Here is a 16,087-nt window from a genome sequence, read left to right as displayed (position 1 = left end):
CCGTGTCGTTCGCGGGTTATGCCTGGCGTACGCGCAGTGCTCGGGCCAGGTCGTCGAGCTGGTCGACGAGTTTGCGGCGGAGGGCGGGGGTCGGGTCGGCCTTGCGGAGGCATTTCTCGCCGAGGCGGAGGGTTTCGGGGTCGACGGCGTGGACGGGGAAGGCCCAGTGGCCGGCGGCTTCGGCGATGGCGGGGCCGCGGCGGGCGGCGAGGGCGACGGCGTCCTTGTAGTAGCGGGCGACGTAGGGGCGTACGAGGTCGGCCTGTTCGGGTTGCCAGAAGCCCTGGGCGGTGGCGGTGAAGAGGTAGTTGGACAGGTCGTCGGTGTGGAACATGGCGTCCCAGGCGCGGGCCTTGGTGTCTTCGTGGGGCAGTGCGGCGCGGCAGCGGGCGGCGCCTTCCTGGCCGGTGGCGCTGGGGTCGTGGGCGAGTTCGGCGGCGATGGTGGCTTCGTCGGTGGCGTCGAGGACGGCGAGGCGGGTGAGGATGCGCCAGCGGAGTTCGGGGTCGAGTTCGGGGCCGCCGGGGACGGTGCCGTCGGCGAGCCAGGCGGCGATGGTGTCGGGGTGGGCGGCGGTGTCGATGCGGTGGCGTACGGCGATGAGGCGCAGGTCGGGGTGGTCGCCGTCCTCGGTGCGGCGGATGAGGTCGCGGCACAGGTCGGTGAGGGTGGTGAGGGCGGCGGGTCGTTGTTCGGGGGTGGTGTAGCGGCCGGCGATGTGGGTGGTGGCGAAGGTGAGGGCGCCTTGGACGAGGGCGGGGTCGGTTTCGTGCGGGAGGTGGGTGCGGGCGATGTCGAGGTAGGTGGCGGCGGGGAGGTCGCCGTCGCGGACGGCGTCGCGCAGGGCGTTCCAGACGACGGCGCGGGTGAGGGGGTCGGGCAGTCCGGACAGGTGGGTGCGGATGGTCCGGAAGGAGTGGTCGTCGAAGCGGATCTTGGCGTAGGTGAGGTCGCCGTCGTTGAGGACGAGGAGGGCGGGGCGTGGGCCCGGGGCGCTGAGGGTGGTGTCGCCGTGGGAGGGGAGGTCGGCTTCCAGGCGGGTGCGGAGGGTGAGGCCGCGGGTGTCGTCGAGGTCGTGGTCGTAGAGGCCGAGGGTGATGCGGTGGGGGCGGCTGTCGTCGTCCGCGCGGCGGACGGTGAGGTGCCGGTGTCCGTTGTCGGTGTGGAGGTGGGGGGTGAGGGTGTCGACGCCGGTGGTGCGGAGCCAGGCGTCGGCCCAGGCGTGGACGTCGCGGTCGGTGGCGGAGGCGAGGGAGTCGATGAAGTCGGCGAGGGTGGCGTTGGCGAATTTGTGCCGGTCGATGTGGGTGTTGATGCCGGCGAGGAAGTCCTTCTCGCCGAGCCAGGCGACGAGTTGGCGTAGTGCGGAGGCGCCCTTGGCGTAGGAGATGCCGTCGAAGTTGAGGAGGGCGGAGGCGGTGTCCTGGACGTTTTCGGGGGCGACGGGGTGGGTGGAGGGGCGTTGGTCGGCGTCGTATCCCCAGGGTTTGCGGGTGATGCCGAAGTCGGTCCAGGTGTCGGCGAAGCGGGTGGCTTCGGCGGTGGTCTGGTAGCCCATGTATTCGGCGAAGGACTCGTTGAGCCAGATGTCGTCCCACCAGGTGAGGGTGACGAGGTCGCCGAACCACATGTGGGCCATTTCGTGGGCGATGACCATGGCGCGGGTCTGGCGTTGGGTGTCGGTGACGGCGGAGCGGAAGACGAATTCGTCGCGGAAGGTGACGAGTCCGGGGTTTTCCATGGCGCCGGCGTTGAATTCGGGGACGAATGCCTGGTCGTAGGAGTCGAAGGGGTAGGGTTCCTGGAATTTTTCGTGGTAGCGGTCGAAGCAGGCGCGGGTGATGTCGAGGAGTTCGTCGGCGTCGGTGTCGAGGTGGGGGGCGAGGGAGCGGCGGCAGTGGAGGGCGAAGGGCAGGCCGCGGTGTTCGGTGCGGACGGTGTGCCAGGGGCCTGCGGCGACGGCGACGAGGTAGGTGGAGATGAGGGGGGTGGGGGCTGCTTTCCAGCGGCCTTGGCCGAGGTGTCGGGTGATGCCGTTGGCGAGGACGGTCCAGTGGTGGGGGGCGGTGACGGTCATCTCGAAGACGGCTTTGAGGTCGGGTTGGTCGAAGGCGGCGAAGACGCGTTGGACGTCGTCCATGAAGAGTTGGGTGTAGACGTAGGTCTCGCCGTCGGCGGGGTCGGTGAAGCGGTGCATGCCTTCGCCGGTGCGGGAGTAGTGCATGGTGGCGTCGACGTGCAGTTCGTGTTCGCCGGGGGTGAGGCCCTTGAGCGGCAGTCGGTTGCCGTGGAGGGTGTCGGGGTCGAGGGGGTGTCCGTCGAGGGTGACGGAGCGCAGCTCGGCGGGCTTGACTTCGACGAAGGTGTCCGTGTCGTCCTGGTCGGTGAGGACGGTGAAGCGGATCTGGGTGCGGGAGTCGAAGGTGTCGTCACCGGTGGTGAGATCGAGTTCGATCGTGTAGCGGTGGACGTCGAGGAGCTGTGCTCGGTTGTGCGCTTCGTCGCGCGTCAGTACGGACATGCAGGCCATGCTGCCCGATGTCGGTGGTGTGGCACAGAGGCGGATCGGTACGCGGCGTATGCCCGGTGTTGTCGGGGCTCCCCGATGCGCGCCTCTGCGGGTTTTCGGGGGTGTCAGTCGGTGGTGGGTGTGGAGTCGCCGGGGGTGTTTTTGGTGGTGGTGTCGGCGATGTGTTCGTGGTGGCGGATGACCTCGGCGATGATGAAGTTGAGGAATTTCTCGGCGAAGGCCGGGTCGAGTTTGGCGTTCTCGGCGAGGGTGCGCAGTCGGGTGATCTGCCGGCTTTCGCGGGTGGGGTCGGCGGGTGGCAGGTGGTGGCGGGCTTTGAGGCGGCCGACCTGCTGGGTGCATTTGAAGCGTTCGGCGAGCATGTGGACGACGGCGGCGTCGATGTTGTCGATGCTGTCGCGCAACCGGGTGAGTTCCTCGCGGACTGCGGGGTCGATGTCTCCGGTACCGGTGTTGCTGGTGGTCATGGGGTGGCAGCCTACGGGGCGGTGGTGGGCGGGGGGTGTGGTGTTCGGGGTGTGGACGGTCGGGGGCGGTTGTCGGGGCGGGGCCGTAGGGTGGAACCGGTTTCTGGCGTCTTGGGGGTGAGGCGTGGCGAACGACGGGCCGGTGGAGCATGGCTTTCCGCATCTGGAGACGGTGCGGTCGGCCGTCACGGCGGTGTACCGGCGTCTGTCGTACGACACGGTGCGGTCGTTCTCGACCAGTGTGGCTCCGGTGGATGTGGCGTTCGGCGATCTGGATGATCTTCATCTGGGGGCGCAGCGGGTGGCGCGGGAGCTGGTGCGGCACTATCGGTTGCCGGATGCGCGGTTGATCGTCGGTTTTCGTGAGATGCGGCATGCGGCGAATGTGGAGCTTGCGGCCGGTCCGGAGTATTTCGTGGAGCTGAATGACCGGTTCCGGACGCATCGGCGGGATATCGGGGCGGCGCTGGCGCATGAGGTGATGCATGTGTACCTGCATCGTCTGGGGTTGTCGTTCCCCGGTACGCGGGACAACGAGATCCTGACGGACACGGCGGCGACGTATCTGGGGGCGGGGTGGCTGCTGCTGGACGCGTTCCGGGAGGACGGGGTGTCGTCGCAGAAGCTGGGGTATCTCACGCCGGAGGAGTTCGGGTATGTGCTGGCGAAGCGGTCGCTGGTGTTCGGTGAGGATCCGTCGGTGTGGTTCACCAGTGCGCAGGCTTATGCGGCGTATGTGAGGGGGATGGAGCTGGCGCGGCGGGACGGACAGCAGCCGCCGTTGACGGCGGCCGGCTGGGTGGGGCGTCGGCGGTACGCGCGGGACCGGCAGCAGGCTCTTGCGGCGGTCCCGTCGGTTCCGGGGGGTGTGCCGTACAGCTTCACGTCCGGTGGTGACGGTGAGGGGGCGTTGCGGGTGTCGTTTCCGTGTCCTACCTGTCATCAGCGGATCAGGGTCGCGGTGCGGGGGCGGGTGCGGGTGCGGTGCGGGTTGTGCCGGACGGTGCTGGAGTGCGACACGTAGGGGTGGGTGTCCGGGGTGGGTGTCTACGGCTCCCCGGGGTGGGTCGTGGTACGCGGCCCGGGTGCTTCGACCCCGCTTCCGCCCGACTGCACCGGTGTTCGATACTTTCTGTGCGCCGCGGTCCTCGCCGGCTCGTCCGTCCCGTCCCCCGCAAGGAGCCGGCTCGTGGATTCCGAGTCCACCGTCACCACCTGTTACCGCCATCCCAAGGTGGAGTGCCACGTCAGCTGTGTGCGCTGTGAGCGGTACATCTGTCCGGACTGCATGCGGGAGGCGGCCGTGGGCCACCAGTGTCCCGAGTGCGTGAAGGAGGGTGTGCGGTCGATGCGGCAGGCCCGCACCGTGGCGGGTGGCCGCGTCTCGGCGGTGCCGGTGGTGACGTACGCGCTGATCGTCGTCAATGTGCTGGCCTATCTGGCGGAGGTGGCGCTGCCGGGGGTCGTGGACCGGTTCGCGATGCTGGGTGCGGGGCTGGTCGGGCCGGACGGCGAACACTACGTGTGGGTCGAGGGCGGGCACTTCGGGGTCTTCCGTCCGGAGGGTGTGGTGGGCGGGGAGTGGTACCGGCTGCTGACCGGCGCGTTCCTGCATCTGCCGCCGACCGGGGGGACGTTCGGCATCCTGCACATCGTGATGAACATGGTGGTGCTGTGGAACCTGGGCCGGGCCGTCGAGCCGATGCTGGGCCGTGTCCACCATCTCGCCCTGTATCTGCTGTCGGCGCTGGGCGGTTCGGTGCTGGTGCTGCTGCTCGCGCCGCTGGACATGGTGGTCGGGGCGTCCGGGGCGATCTTCGGGCTGGGGGCCGCGTACTACGTGGTGGCGCGTCGGATCGGTGCCGACATGAGCGCGGTCAACCGGTTCATGGCGGGGCTGCTGCTGTGGCTGGTGGTCTCCGCGGTGTTCACGTCGTGGGAGGGGCACCTGGGCGGGCTGCTGGCGGGCGGTGCGGTGGCGGCGGTCTTCGTCCATGCGCCCAGGGGCAGGCATCGTGCGTGGGTGCAGGTGGGTGCGTGTCTGGTGGTGTTGGCGCTGTTCGTCGTCCTGGCGGCGGTCAAGGTGGCGGATCTGACGGGTGGAGGTGTGTTCCGGTGAGGCGTCCTGCGCTGCTGATCGCGGCCGTGCCGGTGGTGGCGACGGCCGTGTACATGGTGATGCCCGGCGGCTCGGACGGTGCGGCCGCCGGCCGCGGTCCGGCCGTGTCCGCCTCGCCGAACGCGCGTGAGCAGGCCGCGGAGCGTGCCGGTTCGGAGTCGGCCGAGGACGACGCGCTGGTGGCGAGCCGGCCGCCGGGCCTGGCCGACCCGGCGAAGAAGGAGCTCGCCCAGCAGCTCGTGGCGAGCGCCGAGAACTCGACGCTGCGCTGGCGTGAGACCTTCGGCGCCGTCGAGGACGCCGGGGACGGTGTCGGCTACACGGCCGGGATCATCGGCTTCACCACCGGCACCCACGACCTGCTCGCCCTCGTGGAGGGCTACACGAAGGACCACCCGGACAACGGGCTGGCGGAGTTCCTGCCCGCGCTGCGTGAGGTGGACGGCACGGACTCGCACGAGGGTCTGGACCCGGGTTTCACACAGGCATGGCGGGCGGAGTCGGAGAAGCCCGCTTTCCGCGCGGCCCAGGAGGCCGAGCGCGACCGGGTCTACTTCGATCCGGCGGTGCGCATGGCCAAGCTGGACGGTCTCGGCACGCTCGGCCAGTTCGTGTACTACGACGCGATGGTCCGGCGTGGTCCCGACACCGGCCCCGAGGGCTTCTACGGCCTGCGGGAGCAGGCCGTGCGCAAGGCGAGGACGCCGGGGCAGGGCGGTGGTGAGGAGGCGTTCCTGGAGGCGTTCCTCGATGTGCGCCGCGCGGCCATGCTCGCGCGCAAGCCGGGCGCCGACACGTCCCGGGTGGACACCGTGCAGCGCCGGTTCCTGCGGGAGGGGAACCTGGAGCTGGCGACGCCGCTGACGTGGCAGGTCAACGGGAGCACCTTCCGTATTCCCTGAGCGGGATTCCCCGAGCGGGATGCGGCGGCGCCTGCCCGGTTTCGTCCGGTCGGGGACGGCGGGCAGGCGCCACCTGGTGTTCCGTACGCCGTTGTACGGGACCTCTGTGGGGGACCCGTCAGGTCCCTTGTGCGGTGCGGTCCGCCACCGGGTGGTGGGCGGGGCACACCGTCACACCGCCAGTGAGCGGTCGGTGGGGCGGATCGGTGCGGGCAGGTCGCTCGCGCCGGTGAGGTGGCGGTCGCAACCGCGCGCGGCGGAGCGGCCCTCGGCGATCGCCCACACGATCAGCGACTGGCCGCGGCCGGCGTCGCCGGCGACGAAGACACCCGGCACGCTGGTCCGGAAGTCGGCGTCGCGGGCGATGTTACCGCGTTCGTCGAGGTCCAGGCCGAACTGGTCGACGAGGCCGTTGTCCCGGTCGGTGCCGGTGAAGCCCATGGCGAGGGTGACCAGCTGGGCGGGGATCGCCCGCTCGGTGCCGGGCTTGTGGGTGAGCTTGCCGTCGACGAACTCGACCTCGGTCAGGTGCAGCCACTGCACGTTGCCGTCGGCGTCGCCCTCGAAGTGGGTGGTGGCGACGGAGTAGGTCCGCTCGCCGCCCTCCTCGTGGGCGGAGGTGACCTTGTAGAGCAGGGGGAAGGTCGGCCACGGCTGGGAGAGCGGGTTCCGTTCCTCGCCCGGGCGGGGCATGATCTCCAGCTGGGTGACGGAGGCGGCGCCCTGGCGGTGGGCGGTGCCCACGCAGTCGGCGCCGGTGTCGCCGCCGCCGATGACGACGACGTGCTTGCCCTCGGCGGAGATCGGCGGGGTGACGTAGTCGCCTTCCTGCACCTTGTTGGCCAGCGGCAGGTATTCCATGGCCTGGTGGATGCCGCCCAGTTCGCGGCCCGGTACGGGCAGGTCGCGCGGGGTGGTCGCGCCGACGGCGAGGACGACGGCGTCGTACCGCTTGCGCAGTGCGGTGGCCGGCAGGTCGCGGCCGATCTCGATGCCGGTGCGGAACTTGGTGCCTTCCGCGCGCATCTGCTCGATACGGCGGTTGATGTGCCGCTTCTCCATCTTGAACTCGGGGATGCCGTAGCGCAGGAGGCCGCCGATGCGGTCGGCCCGTTCGTAGACGGCGACGGTGTGGCCGGCCCGGGTCAGCTGCTGGGCGGCGGCCAGGCCGGCGGGGCCGGAGCCGACGACCGCTACGGTGTGGCCGGAGTGGCGTTCGGGGATGCGCGGGGCGACGTCGCCGGCCTCCCACGCCTTGTCGATGATCGAGACCTCGACGTTCTTGATGGTGACGGGCGGCTGGTTGATGCCCAGGACGCACGCCGATTCGCACGGGGCGGGGCACAGGCGGCCGGTGAACTCCGGGAAGTTGTTGGTGGCGTGCAGGCGCTCGGAGGCCGCCTGCCAGTCTCCGCGGTAGGCGTAGTCGTTCCACTCGGGGATGAGGTTGCCCAGCGGGCAGCCGTTGTGGCAGAACGGGATGCCGCAGTCCATGCAGCGGCCGGCCTGCTTGCTGATGATCGGCAGCAGGGAGCCGGGGACGTGGACCTCGTTCCAGTCCTTGACGCGTTCGGTGACCGGGCGGGAGGTGGCGACCTCGCGTCCGTGGTTCAGGAAGCCCTTCGGGTCAGCCATGGGTCGCCGCCTCCATCATCTTCCGGTGGGTGTCGGACTCGGAGAGTCCGGCTCGCTCGGCGGCGTCCTTGGCGGCGAGCACTGCCTGGTACGTACGGGGGGTGATCTTGCTGAAGCGCCCGGCCGCGGTGTCCCACTCGGCGAGCAGCCGGGCGGCGACGGTGGAGCCCGTCTCCTCCTGGTGGCGGCGCACCACGTCGTGCAGCCAGGCGCGGTCGGTGTCGTCGGGTTCGTGGACGGCGTCCAGGTTGCCGGCGTTGACGTCGTCCCGGTCGAGGTCGATGACGTAGGCGACGCCGCCGGACATGCCGGCCGCGAAGTTGCGGCCGGTCTCGCCGAGGACGACCGCGTGACCGCCGGTCATGTACTCGCAGCCGTGGTCGCCCACGCCCTCGGAGACGACCAGCGCGCCGGAGTTGCGCACGCAGAACCGTTCGCCGACCTTGCCGCGCAGGAACATCTCGCCGCCGGTGGCGCCGTAGGCGAGGGTGTTGCCGGCGATGACGCTGTACTCGGCGAGGTGGTCGGCGCCGCGGTCGGGGCGGATGACGAGGCGGCCGCCGGAGAGGCCCTTGCCGACGTAGTCGTTGGCGTCGCCCTCCAGGCGCAGGGTGATGCCGCGGGGGACGAAGGCGCCGAAGGACTGGCCGGCGGAGCCGGTGAAGGTGATGTCGATGGTGTCGTCGGGCAGGCCGGCGCCGCCGAACTTCTTCGTCACCTCGTGGCCGAGCATGGTGCCGACGGTGCGGTTGATGTTGCGGATGGCGACCTGGGCGCGGACCGGCTGGGCGTCGGGGGCGCCGTCGGCGGCGAGCGCGTCGGCGGCGAGCTTGATCAGCTCGTTGTCGAGGGCCTTCGCCAGTCCGTGGTCCTGGGGGACGGCCTGGTGGCGGACGGCGCCGTCGGGCAGGTCCGGGACGTGGAGCAGCGGGGTCAGTTCCAGGCCCTGCGCCTTCCAGTGGTCGACGGCGCGGGTCACGTCGAGGACCTCGGCGTGGCCGACGGCTTCCTCGAGGGAGCGGAAGCCGAGTTCGGCGAGGAGTTCGCGGACCTCTTCGGCGATGAACCGGAAGAAGTTCACGACGTGCTCGGCCTGGCCGGTGAAGCGGTCGCGCAGGACCGGGTTCTGGGTGGCGATGCCGACGGGGCAGGTGTCCAGGTGGCAGACGCGCATCATGACGCAGCCGGAGACGACCAGGGGTGCGGTGGCGAAGCCGAACTCCTCGGCGCCGAGGAGGGCGGCGACGACGACGTCGCGGCCGGTCTTGAGCTGGCCGTCGGTCTGGACGACGATCCGGTCGCGCAGGCCGTTGAGCAGGAGTGTCTGCTGGGTTTCGGCGAGGCCGAGTTCCCAGGGGCCGCCGGCGTGCTTGAGGGAGGTCAGCGGGGAGGCGCCGGTGCCGCCGTCGTGACCGGAGATGAGCACGACGTCGGCGTGGGCCTTGGAGACGCCCGCGGCGACGGTGCCGACGCCGACCTCGGAGACCAGTTTGACGTGGATGCGCGCCCGGGGGTTGGCGTTCTTCAGGTCGTGGATGAGCTGGGCGAGGTCCTCGATGGAGTAGATGTCGTGGTGCGGCGGCGGGGAGATGAGGCCCACGCCGGGTGTCGAGTGCCGGGTCTTCGCGATCCACGGGTAGACCTTGTGGCCGGGCAGCTGGCCGCCTTCGCCGGGCTTGGCGCCCTGGGCCATCTTGATCTGGATGTCGTCGGCGTTGACCAGGTATTCGGAGGTCACGCCGAAGCGGCCGGAGGCGACCTGCTTGATGGCGGAGCGGCGGGCCGGGTCGTACAGGCGCTCGGGGTCCTCGCCGCCCTCTCCGGTGTTGGACTTGCCGCCGAGCTGGTTCATGGCGATGGCGAGGGTCTCGTGCGCCTCCTGGGAGATGGAGCCGTACGACATGGCGCCGGTGGAGAACCTCTTGACGATCTCGGAGGCCGGCTCGACCTCGTCGAGGGGGATCGGCTTTCGGCCGGAGGTGAGGCCGAACAGGCCGCGCAGTGTCATCAGGCGTTCGGACTGCTCGTTGACGCGGTGGGTGTACTGCTTGAAGACGTCGTAGCGGCCGGAGCGGGTGGAGTGCTGGAGGCGGAAGACGGTCTCCGGGTCGAACAGGTGCGGTTCGCCCTCGCGTCGCCACTGGTACTCGCCGCCGATGTCGAGGGCGCGGTGGGCGGGGGCGATGCCGGAGGCGGGGTACGCCTTGGCGTGGCGGGCGGCGACCTCCTGGGCGACGACGTCGATGCCGATACCGCCGATCTTGGTGGCGGTGCCGTGGAAGTACTTCTCGACGAACTGCTCGTCGAGGCCGACGGCTTCGAAGACCTGGGCGCCGCGGTAGGAGGCGACGGTGGAGATGCCCATCTTGGACATGACCTTCAGGACGCCCTTGCCGAGGGCGTGGATGAGGTTGCGGATGGCCTTCTCGGGCTCGCCGTCGACGGCTTGCAGGAAGGTGCCGGCGCGGACGAGGTCCTCGACGGACTCCATCGCCAGGTAGGGGTTGACGGCGGCGGCGCCGAAGCCGATGAGGAGGGCCACGTGGTGGACCTCGCGGACGTCGCCGGCCTCGACCAGGAGGCCCACCCGGGTGCGCTGTCTGGTGCGGATGAGGTGGTGGTGGACGGCCGCGGTGAGCAGCAGCGACGGGATGGGCGCGTGCTCGGCGTCGGAGTGCCGGTCGGACAGGACGATCAGGCGGGCGCCGTTGCCGATGGCGGCGTCGGCCTCGGCGCAGATCTCCTCGATGCGGGCGGCGAGGGTGTCGCCGCCGCCGGAGACCCGGTAGAGGCCGGAGAGGGTGGCGGCCTTGAAGCCGGGCAGGTCGCCGTCGGCGTTGACGTGGATGAGCTTGGCCAGCTCGTCGTTGTCGATGACCGGGAAGGGCAGGACCACGGAGCGGCAGGACGCGGCCGTCGGCTCGAGCAGGTTGCCCTGGGGGCCCAGGGAGCTGCGCAGGGAGGTGACCAGTTCTTCGCGGATCGCGTCCAGCGGCGGGTTGGTGACCTGCGCGAACAGCTGGGTGAAGTAGTCGAAGAGCAGCCGGGGGCGCTCGGAGAGCGCGGCGATCGGGGAGTCGGTGCCCATGGAGCCGATCGGTTCGGCGCCGGTCCTGGCCATCGGGGCGAGCAGGACGCGCAGTTCCTCCTCGGTGTAGCCGAAGGTCTGCTGGCGTCGGGTGACCGAGGCGTGGGTGTGCACGATGTGCTCGCGCTCGGGCAGGTCGGACAGTTCGATCTCGCCGGCTTCCAGCCACTGGGCGTAGGGGTGCTCTGCGGCGAGGGCGGCCTTGATCTCGTCGTCCTCGATGACGCGGTGCTCGGCGGTGTCCACCAGGAACATGCGGCCGGGCTGCAGGCGGCCCTTGCGGACGACCTTCGCCGGGTCGATGTCGAGGACGCCGACCTCGGAGCCGAGGACGACCAGGCCGTCGTCGGTGACCCAGTAGCGGCCGGGGCGCAGGCCGTTGCGGTCGAGTACGGCGCCGACCTGGGTGCCGTCGGTGAAGGTGACGCAGGCGGGGCCGTCCCAGGGCTCCATCATCGTGGAGTGGTACTGGTAGAAGGCGCGTCGGGCCGCGTCCTTGGAGTTCATCGACGCGTGGTTCTCCCACGCCTCCGGGATCATCATCAGCACGGAGTGCGGCAGCGAGCGCCCGCCGAGGTGCAGCAGTTCGAGGACCTCGTCGAAGGAGGCGGAGTCGGAGGCGTCGGGGGTGCACACCGGGAAGATGCGCTCGAGGTCCTTCTCGGGACCGAACAGAGCGGAGACCAGCTGGGACTCGCGGGCGCGCATCCAGTTGCGGTTGCCCTTGACGGTGTTGATCTCGCCGTTGTGGGCGACGAAGCGGTAGGGGTGCGCGAGCGGCCACGACGGGAAGGTGTTCGTGGAGAACCGGGAGTGCACGAGCGCGATCGCGGAGCCGAAGCGGCGGTCCGACAGGTCCGGGAAGAAGGGCTCCAGCTGGCCGGTGGTGAGCATGCCCTTGTAGACGATGGTCCGCGCGGACAGCGACGGGAAGTAGACGTCGGCCTCGCGCTCGGCGCGCTTGCGCAGTACGAAGGCGGTGCGGTCGAGGTCGATGCCGGTCGACGTGTGGTCCGTGACGAAGATCTGGCGGAAGGCGGGCATCGTGGAGCGGGCGGTGGCGCCGAGCAGCTCGGGTGCGACGGGCACGTCGCGCCAGCCGAGGACGGTCAGGCCCTCGTCGCGGGCGATCTCCTCGATGCGGGCGGCGGCCTCGTCGGCCGTCTCGAGGGGGAGGAAGGCGGTGCCGACGGCGTAGGCGCCGGCCTCGGGCAGTTGGAATCCGGCCACCTCGCGGAAGAAGGCGTCCGGGACCTGGGAGAGGATGCCCGCGCCGTCGCCGGAGTCGGGCTCGGAGCCGGTGGCGCCGCGGTGCTCCAGGTTGCGCAGGACGGTGAGTGCCTGTTCCACCAGGGTGTGGGAGGCCTCGCCGGTGAGGGCGGCGACGAAGCCCACGCCGCAGGCGTCGTGTTCGTCGCGGGGGTCGTACAGGCCCTGGGGGGCGGGGCGTGCGTCCATGGAGGACCGGTTCTGGCCTTGCGCGGAATGCTGGCACGGCTGACGCGGCATACGCATCGGCTCTCCTCGTCGTCGTCATGTGGCATGTGGTGAGTGCCGAGGGACGACGTTGGCCCTCTGCGTGGCTGCGAAATTTCGTGCAGATTACACGATGGATGAGGTCCCGGAAAGCGGGATATTTCGCTCCATTGTGCGGATGCTTTGCAGGTCACGGCGGGGTTCCGTACCTGACGGCGGAGGCTGTGGGGACCGGGGCGGGCAGATCGGTGTCCGCCGGTCCGAAGGCGGGAAGAGGGCGGTTCCGCCCCTCCTCGCACGTGTGTCACGGGCTTCGTTACCCGTAGCGCTTTCCGCTCATGCCCCGTCGTCACACGGTCGAAACCAACGAGTAACGGCTACTTGTGCGGTCCGTCGCGCGAAAGCGGGGCCGGATCGCCGGACGGCCCGGTCGGACCACGCGAGCCGCGTGGTCCGACCGGGCCGTCCGAACCGAACCGGATCGTCCGTCCGGGCCGGGTGGAGCCGGGTCAGCCGATGGCGGTGCCGAACAGCGCGCCCAGGGCGTAGGTCACGCCGGCCGCCGCGCCGCCGAGGGCGAGCTGCCGCAGCCCGCTGAACCACCAGGTCCGCGCGGTCACCTTGGCCACCAGCGCGCCGCACAGGAAGAGTCCCAGCAGGGCCACCAGCACGGCCGGCCACAGGCTGCCCGCGCCGAGCAGATAGGGCAGTACGGGCAGCAGCGCGCCCAGTGCGAAGGCGCCGAAGCTGGAGACGGCGGCCACGGTGGGCGAGGGCAGGCCGCCGGGGTCGATCCCCAGTTCCTCGCGGGCGTGGATCTCCAGCGCCTGCTCGGGGTCCTTCGACAGCTGCCGGGCCACCTCACGGGCGAGTTCCGGCTCGACACCGCGGGACTCGTAGAGGCCGGCGAGTTCGGCCTCCTCGTCCTGGGGGTGCTTGCGCAGTTCGCGCCGCTCGACCTCCAGTTCGGCCTCGACGAGGTCGCGCTGGGAGGCGACGGAGGTGTACTCGCCGGCGGCCATGGAGAAGGCGCCGGCCGCCAGGCCCGCGAGGCCGGTGATGACGATGGTCTGCTGACCGACCGAGCCGCCGGCGACGCCGGTGATCAACGCGAGGTTGGAGACCAGCCCGTCCATCGCGCCGAACACGGCGGGGCGCAGCCAGCCGCCGTTCACGTCACGGTGGGTGTGGTTGTCGCGGTGCGCCTCGTGCAGCGTCGCCTCGGTATCGATGATCGCCATGCGGTCCCCCAGGGAGTTCACACGCGTCTGTGAACAGACGCAGTTTTAGACACGTTCTACTTTTTTACAATGCCCAAGATACCCTCCTTGATTCCCCTCCGCCAGCAAGGAAAGGCTGGGCTAACCTGCGGTTTCGCGGATTCCGCAGCTCCGTGTAGAGGGCCGCGCAGATGCCGACCGGGTGACGCTGAGGCCTGTGAGGCTGCGCCGGACACCTCACCGGGGACAGTTCCGCAAAGGGCTTCGCACCTCTCGGGGCGCCCCTGAGAGGAGAGCCGCGTATGGCAGCGATCGCCTGCATCCCCTCCGCCCCGGCGCCCGAGGACTCCGCCGGGCGCCGCGAACGGGCCCGCGGCGCGCTGCTCGGCCTGGCCGTCGGCGACGCGCTGGGCGCCCCGGCCGAGAACATGCGGCCCTCCGAGATCCGCGCCCGGTGGGGCCGTATCACCGGGTACGTCGCGGAACACCCCGCGGGCACGGACGACACCGAGTACGCGATCCTCACCGGCCTGCTGCTGGCCCGGCACGGCTCCGCGCTCACCCCGGAGCAGGTGGGGGCGGCCTGGCACGAGTGGATCGCGGACCGCTGTGAGGGGCCCTTCCGCGGCGCGGGCTTCAGCGAACGCGGCACCCTGGAGAACCTCCGCCGGGGACTGGCCGCCCCCCTCTCCGCCCAGCACCGCCACCCCTGGAGCGACGGGCTGGCGATGCGGGCGGCACCGCACGGCGTCTTCGCGGCCGGCCGTCCCGCCGAGGCGGCCCGGCTGGCGGCCGTCGACGGCTCGGTCAGCCACGACGGCGAGGGCATCTACGGCGGCCAGGCGGTCGCGGCGGGCGTGGCGGCGGCGATGGCGGGAGCACCGGTGGTCACGGTCGTCGCCGCCGCACTGGCCCTGGTGCCGGAGGACTCCTGGACCGCCCGTTCCCTGCGCCGCGCCGTCACCGCCGCCCACCTGGGCGAACGCGCGGTCCGCTCCGCCGTCGTGGTCGGCGGCTACCCCTGGACCGACCTGGCTCCCGAAGCCGTCGCCCTCGCCTTCGGCGCGTACGCGGCGGCGGACGGCGACTTCGAACAAGCGGTGCTGACGGCCGTCAACATGGGCCGCGACGCCGACACCACGGCAGCCGTGGCGGGCGCCCTCGCGGGGGCGACCCGGGGTGTCCACGCGATCCCGGAGGCCTGGGCCGCAGCCATCGGCCCGGCCCGCGGCAGCTGCCTCCCCGCGATGGCCGGCCACCACGTCCTGGACATCGCGGACCTGCTCACACCAGGCACTTTCGTCCTGGCAGCGGACAACGACACGGAGGCCCCGACATGACCCCGCCCCCCGCCCCGGCTCCGGCCCCGTCCACCGTCACCACCCCGGCCCCACCCACAGCGCCGTCCTCGGCCGTCGAGGGGGAGGGAGCCTCCCAGGAGCCGCCCGCCTCCGGCCACGGGACCCGCACGCGCGAAGCGGGCGGGGAGCACCGGGCCGAAGGCGGGACCGAGGCCGTGCCCCCCGCCCCGCCGCCGCGGGCGCGCACCGAGGGCCTGCTGCTCGGCCTCGCCGCCGGTGACGCCGCCGGCTGGCCCGCCGCACGGCACCGGGCCGCCCGGATGCCCGAGTGGACCCGGCGGCTCACCCGGGAGCTGGACGCCTTCGCCGAGCAGAACGCGACCACCACCCTCCCCGTACCGATCGCCCTCAACCAGCCCCCGGAGCCCCTGCGGCTCGGCCCCTCCGACGACGCCGAGTGGGCGGCGTTCGCGGCCGAGGCGGTCCTGCTGGCCGGCCACGACAGCGCCCTGGGGGATCTGAGCCGGGAACGCCGTACCCGGGCCGCCATCGACCTGACCTGGAACGTCGCGGCCGGTGAGGTCGCCGCGGCGGCCGCCCGCGCCCCCGAGATCGAGTCGGCCGTGCTGCCCCTGCGCGCCCGTATCTCCGTACGGGCCGGGCTCGGCAACCTCGCCACCGGTCTGCGGCCGCCCGCCACCGGCCACGACAACCCGCACTACTTCGACGACGCGGCCTGCGTACGGGCCTGCGTCCTGGCCGTCGCCCACGCCGGCGACCCCGCACGCGCCGCGGCACTCGCCGAGTTCGACGCCCGCTACACCCAGGACGGCGACGGGGTGCACGGCGCCCGCGCGATGGCCGCCGCCGTCGCCCTCGCGCTGGCCGGAGCGGACGTGGCGGCGTGTGTGGCCGCCGCGGTCGCCGAGCTGCCCGAGGAGACGGAGATCGGCCGCAACGCCCGGCACGCCCTGCGGCTCGCCGCGGACACCGACGGCGCCTTCGCCCTCGTACCGCTCCTGGAGCACCAGATCGTCGACCACGTCTACAGCTACGGTGTCGCCGCCGCCGAAACCGTCCCCGTCGCTCTCGCCCTCGCCACCGCCGCCCGCGGCCGGATCGCGGAGGCGGTCCCCGCCGCGGCCTGCCTGTCCCGGGTCGCGGACTCCGCCCCCGCCCTCGTCGGCGCCCTGACCGGCGCGCTGGGCGGCGGCGCGGCGATCCCCGCCTCGTGGCGGGAGAGCTGCCGCACCCTCTCCGGCTGCGCGCTCCCCCGGCTCACCGGCACCGACCTGGTGGAACTCGCCGGACTCCTGGAAGCCGCGCAACCACCCCCACCAGAGGGATGA

10 protein-coding genes are annotated in these 16,087 nt (G+C 71.6%); 5 read left to right on the top strand and 5 right to left on the bottom strand.

Features of this window, described 5'->3' with window-relative positions; all coding sequences use genetic code 11:
• Positions 1-16: 16 nt before the first annotated feature.
• Positions 17-2,530 carry an aminopeptidase N gene (gene pepN / locus PYS65_RS27345; RefSeq protein ID WP_279336599.1) on the bottom strand — a complete coding sequence of 838 codons (2,514 nt, stop codon included), beginning with the start codon at positions 2,528-2,530 and terminating at the stop codon, positions 17-19.
• A gap of 104 nt (positions 2,531-2,634) precedes the next feature.
• Positions 2,635-2,997: a chorismate mutase gene (locus tag PYS65_RS27340; RefSeq protein ID WP_279336598.1), complete on the bottom strand. Its 363-nt coding sequence runs from the start codon at positions 2,995-2,997 to the stop codon at positions 2,635-2,637.
• A 124-nt stretch (positions 2,998-3,121) separates the two neighbouring features.
• Between PYS65_RS27340 and PYS65_RS27335 the strand changes: the two genes are divergently transcribed.
• The 3 genes from PYS65_RS27335 to PYS65_RS27325 all read left to right on the top strand — a co-directional run bounded on the left by PYS65_RS27335 (position 3,122) and on the right by PYS65_RS27325 (position 6,018).
• On the top strand, positions 3,122-4,021 hold the full coding sequence (locus PYS65_RS27335) for a hypothetical protein (protein ID WP_279336597.1): 900 nt from the start codon (positions 3,122-3,124) through the stop codon (positions 4,019-4,021).
• A 165-nt stretch (positions 4,022-4,186) separates the two neighbouring features.
• Positions 4,187-5,116 (top strand): rhomboid family intramembrane serine protease, encoded by a 930-nt coding sequence (locus PYS65_RS27330; protein WP_279336596.1) that lies wholly within the window; start codon positions 4,187-4,189, stop codon positions 5,114-5,116.
• 53 nt (positions 5,117-5,169) lie between these two features.
• A complete protein-coding gene (locus PYS65_RS27325) occupies positions 5,170-6,018 on the top strand; it encodes a chitosanase (protein WP_279338097.1) in 849 nt (282 codons plus the stop codon).
• A gap of 171 nt (positions 6,019-6,189) precedes the next feature.
• Here the strand turns inward: PYS65_RS27325 and PYS65_RS27320 are convergent, their stop codons facing one another.
• From PYS65_RS27320 to PYS65_RS27310, 3 genes are all read right to left on the bottom strand, one after another.
• Positions 6,190-7,653, bottom strand: coding sequence for a glutamate synthase subunit beta (locus PYS65_RS27320; RefSeq protein ID WP_279336595.1), 1,464 nt, complete (start codon positions 7,651-7,653; stop codon positions 6,190-6,192).
• Positions 7,646-12,199: a glutamate synthase large subunit gene (gltB, locus tag PYS65_RS27315; protein ID WP_279336594.1), complete on the bottom strand. Its 4,554-nt coding sequence runs from the start codon at positions 12,197-12,199 to the stop codon at positions 7,646-7,648. The genes PYS65_RS27320 and gltB overlap by 8 nt, the downstream gene beginning before the upstream one ends.
• A 527-nt stretch (positions 12,200-12,726) precedes the next feature.
• Positions 12,727-13,458 (bottom strand): VIT1/CCC1 transporter family protein, encoded by a 732-nt coding sequence (locus PYS65_RS27310; RefSeq protein ID WP_279336593.1) that lies wholly within the window; start codon positions 13,456-13,458, stop codon positions 12,727-12,729.
• 281 nt (positions 13,459-13,739) lie between these two features.
• On the opposite strand from PYS65_RS27310, the gene PYS65_RS27305 reads away from it, so the two are divergent.
• Together PYS65_RS27305 and PYS65_RS27300 are read left to right on the top strand one after the other, a co-directional pair.
• Entirely contained in the window at positions 13,740-14,777 is a 1,038-nt protein-coding gene (locus PYS65_RS27305) for an ADP-ribosylglycohydrolase family protein (protein ID WP_279336592.1), read from the top strand.
• Entirely contained in the window at positions 14,774-16,087 is a 1,314-nt protein-coding gene (locus tag PYS65_RS27300; protein ID WP_279336591.1) for an ADP-ribosylglycohydrolase family protein, read from the top strand. The genes PYS65_RS27305 and PYS65_RS27300 overlap by 4 nt, the downstream gene beginning before the upstream one ends.

The sequence above is a fragment of the Streptomyces cathayae genome, from assembly GCF_029760955.1.
Lineage (GTDB): Bacteria > Actinomycetota > Actinomycetes > Streptomycetales > Streptomycetaceae > Streptomyces > Streptomyces cathayae.
Note: the sequence above shows the minus strand (reverse complement) of the source record. Positions and strands in the feature narration are given on the sequence as shown.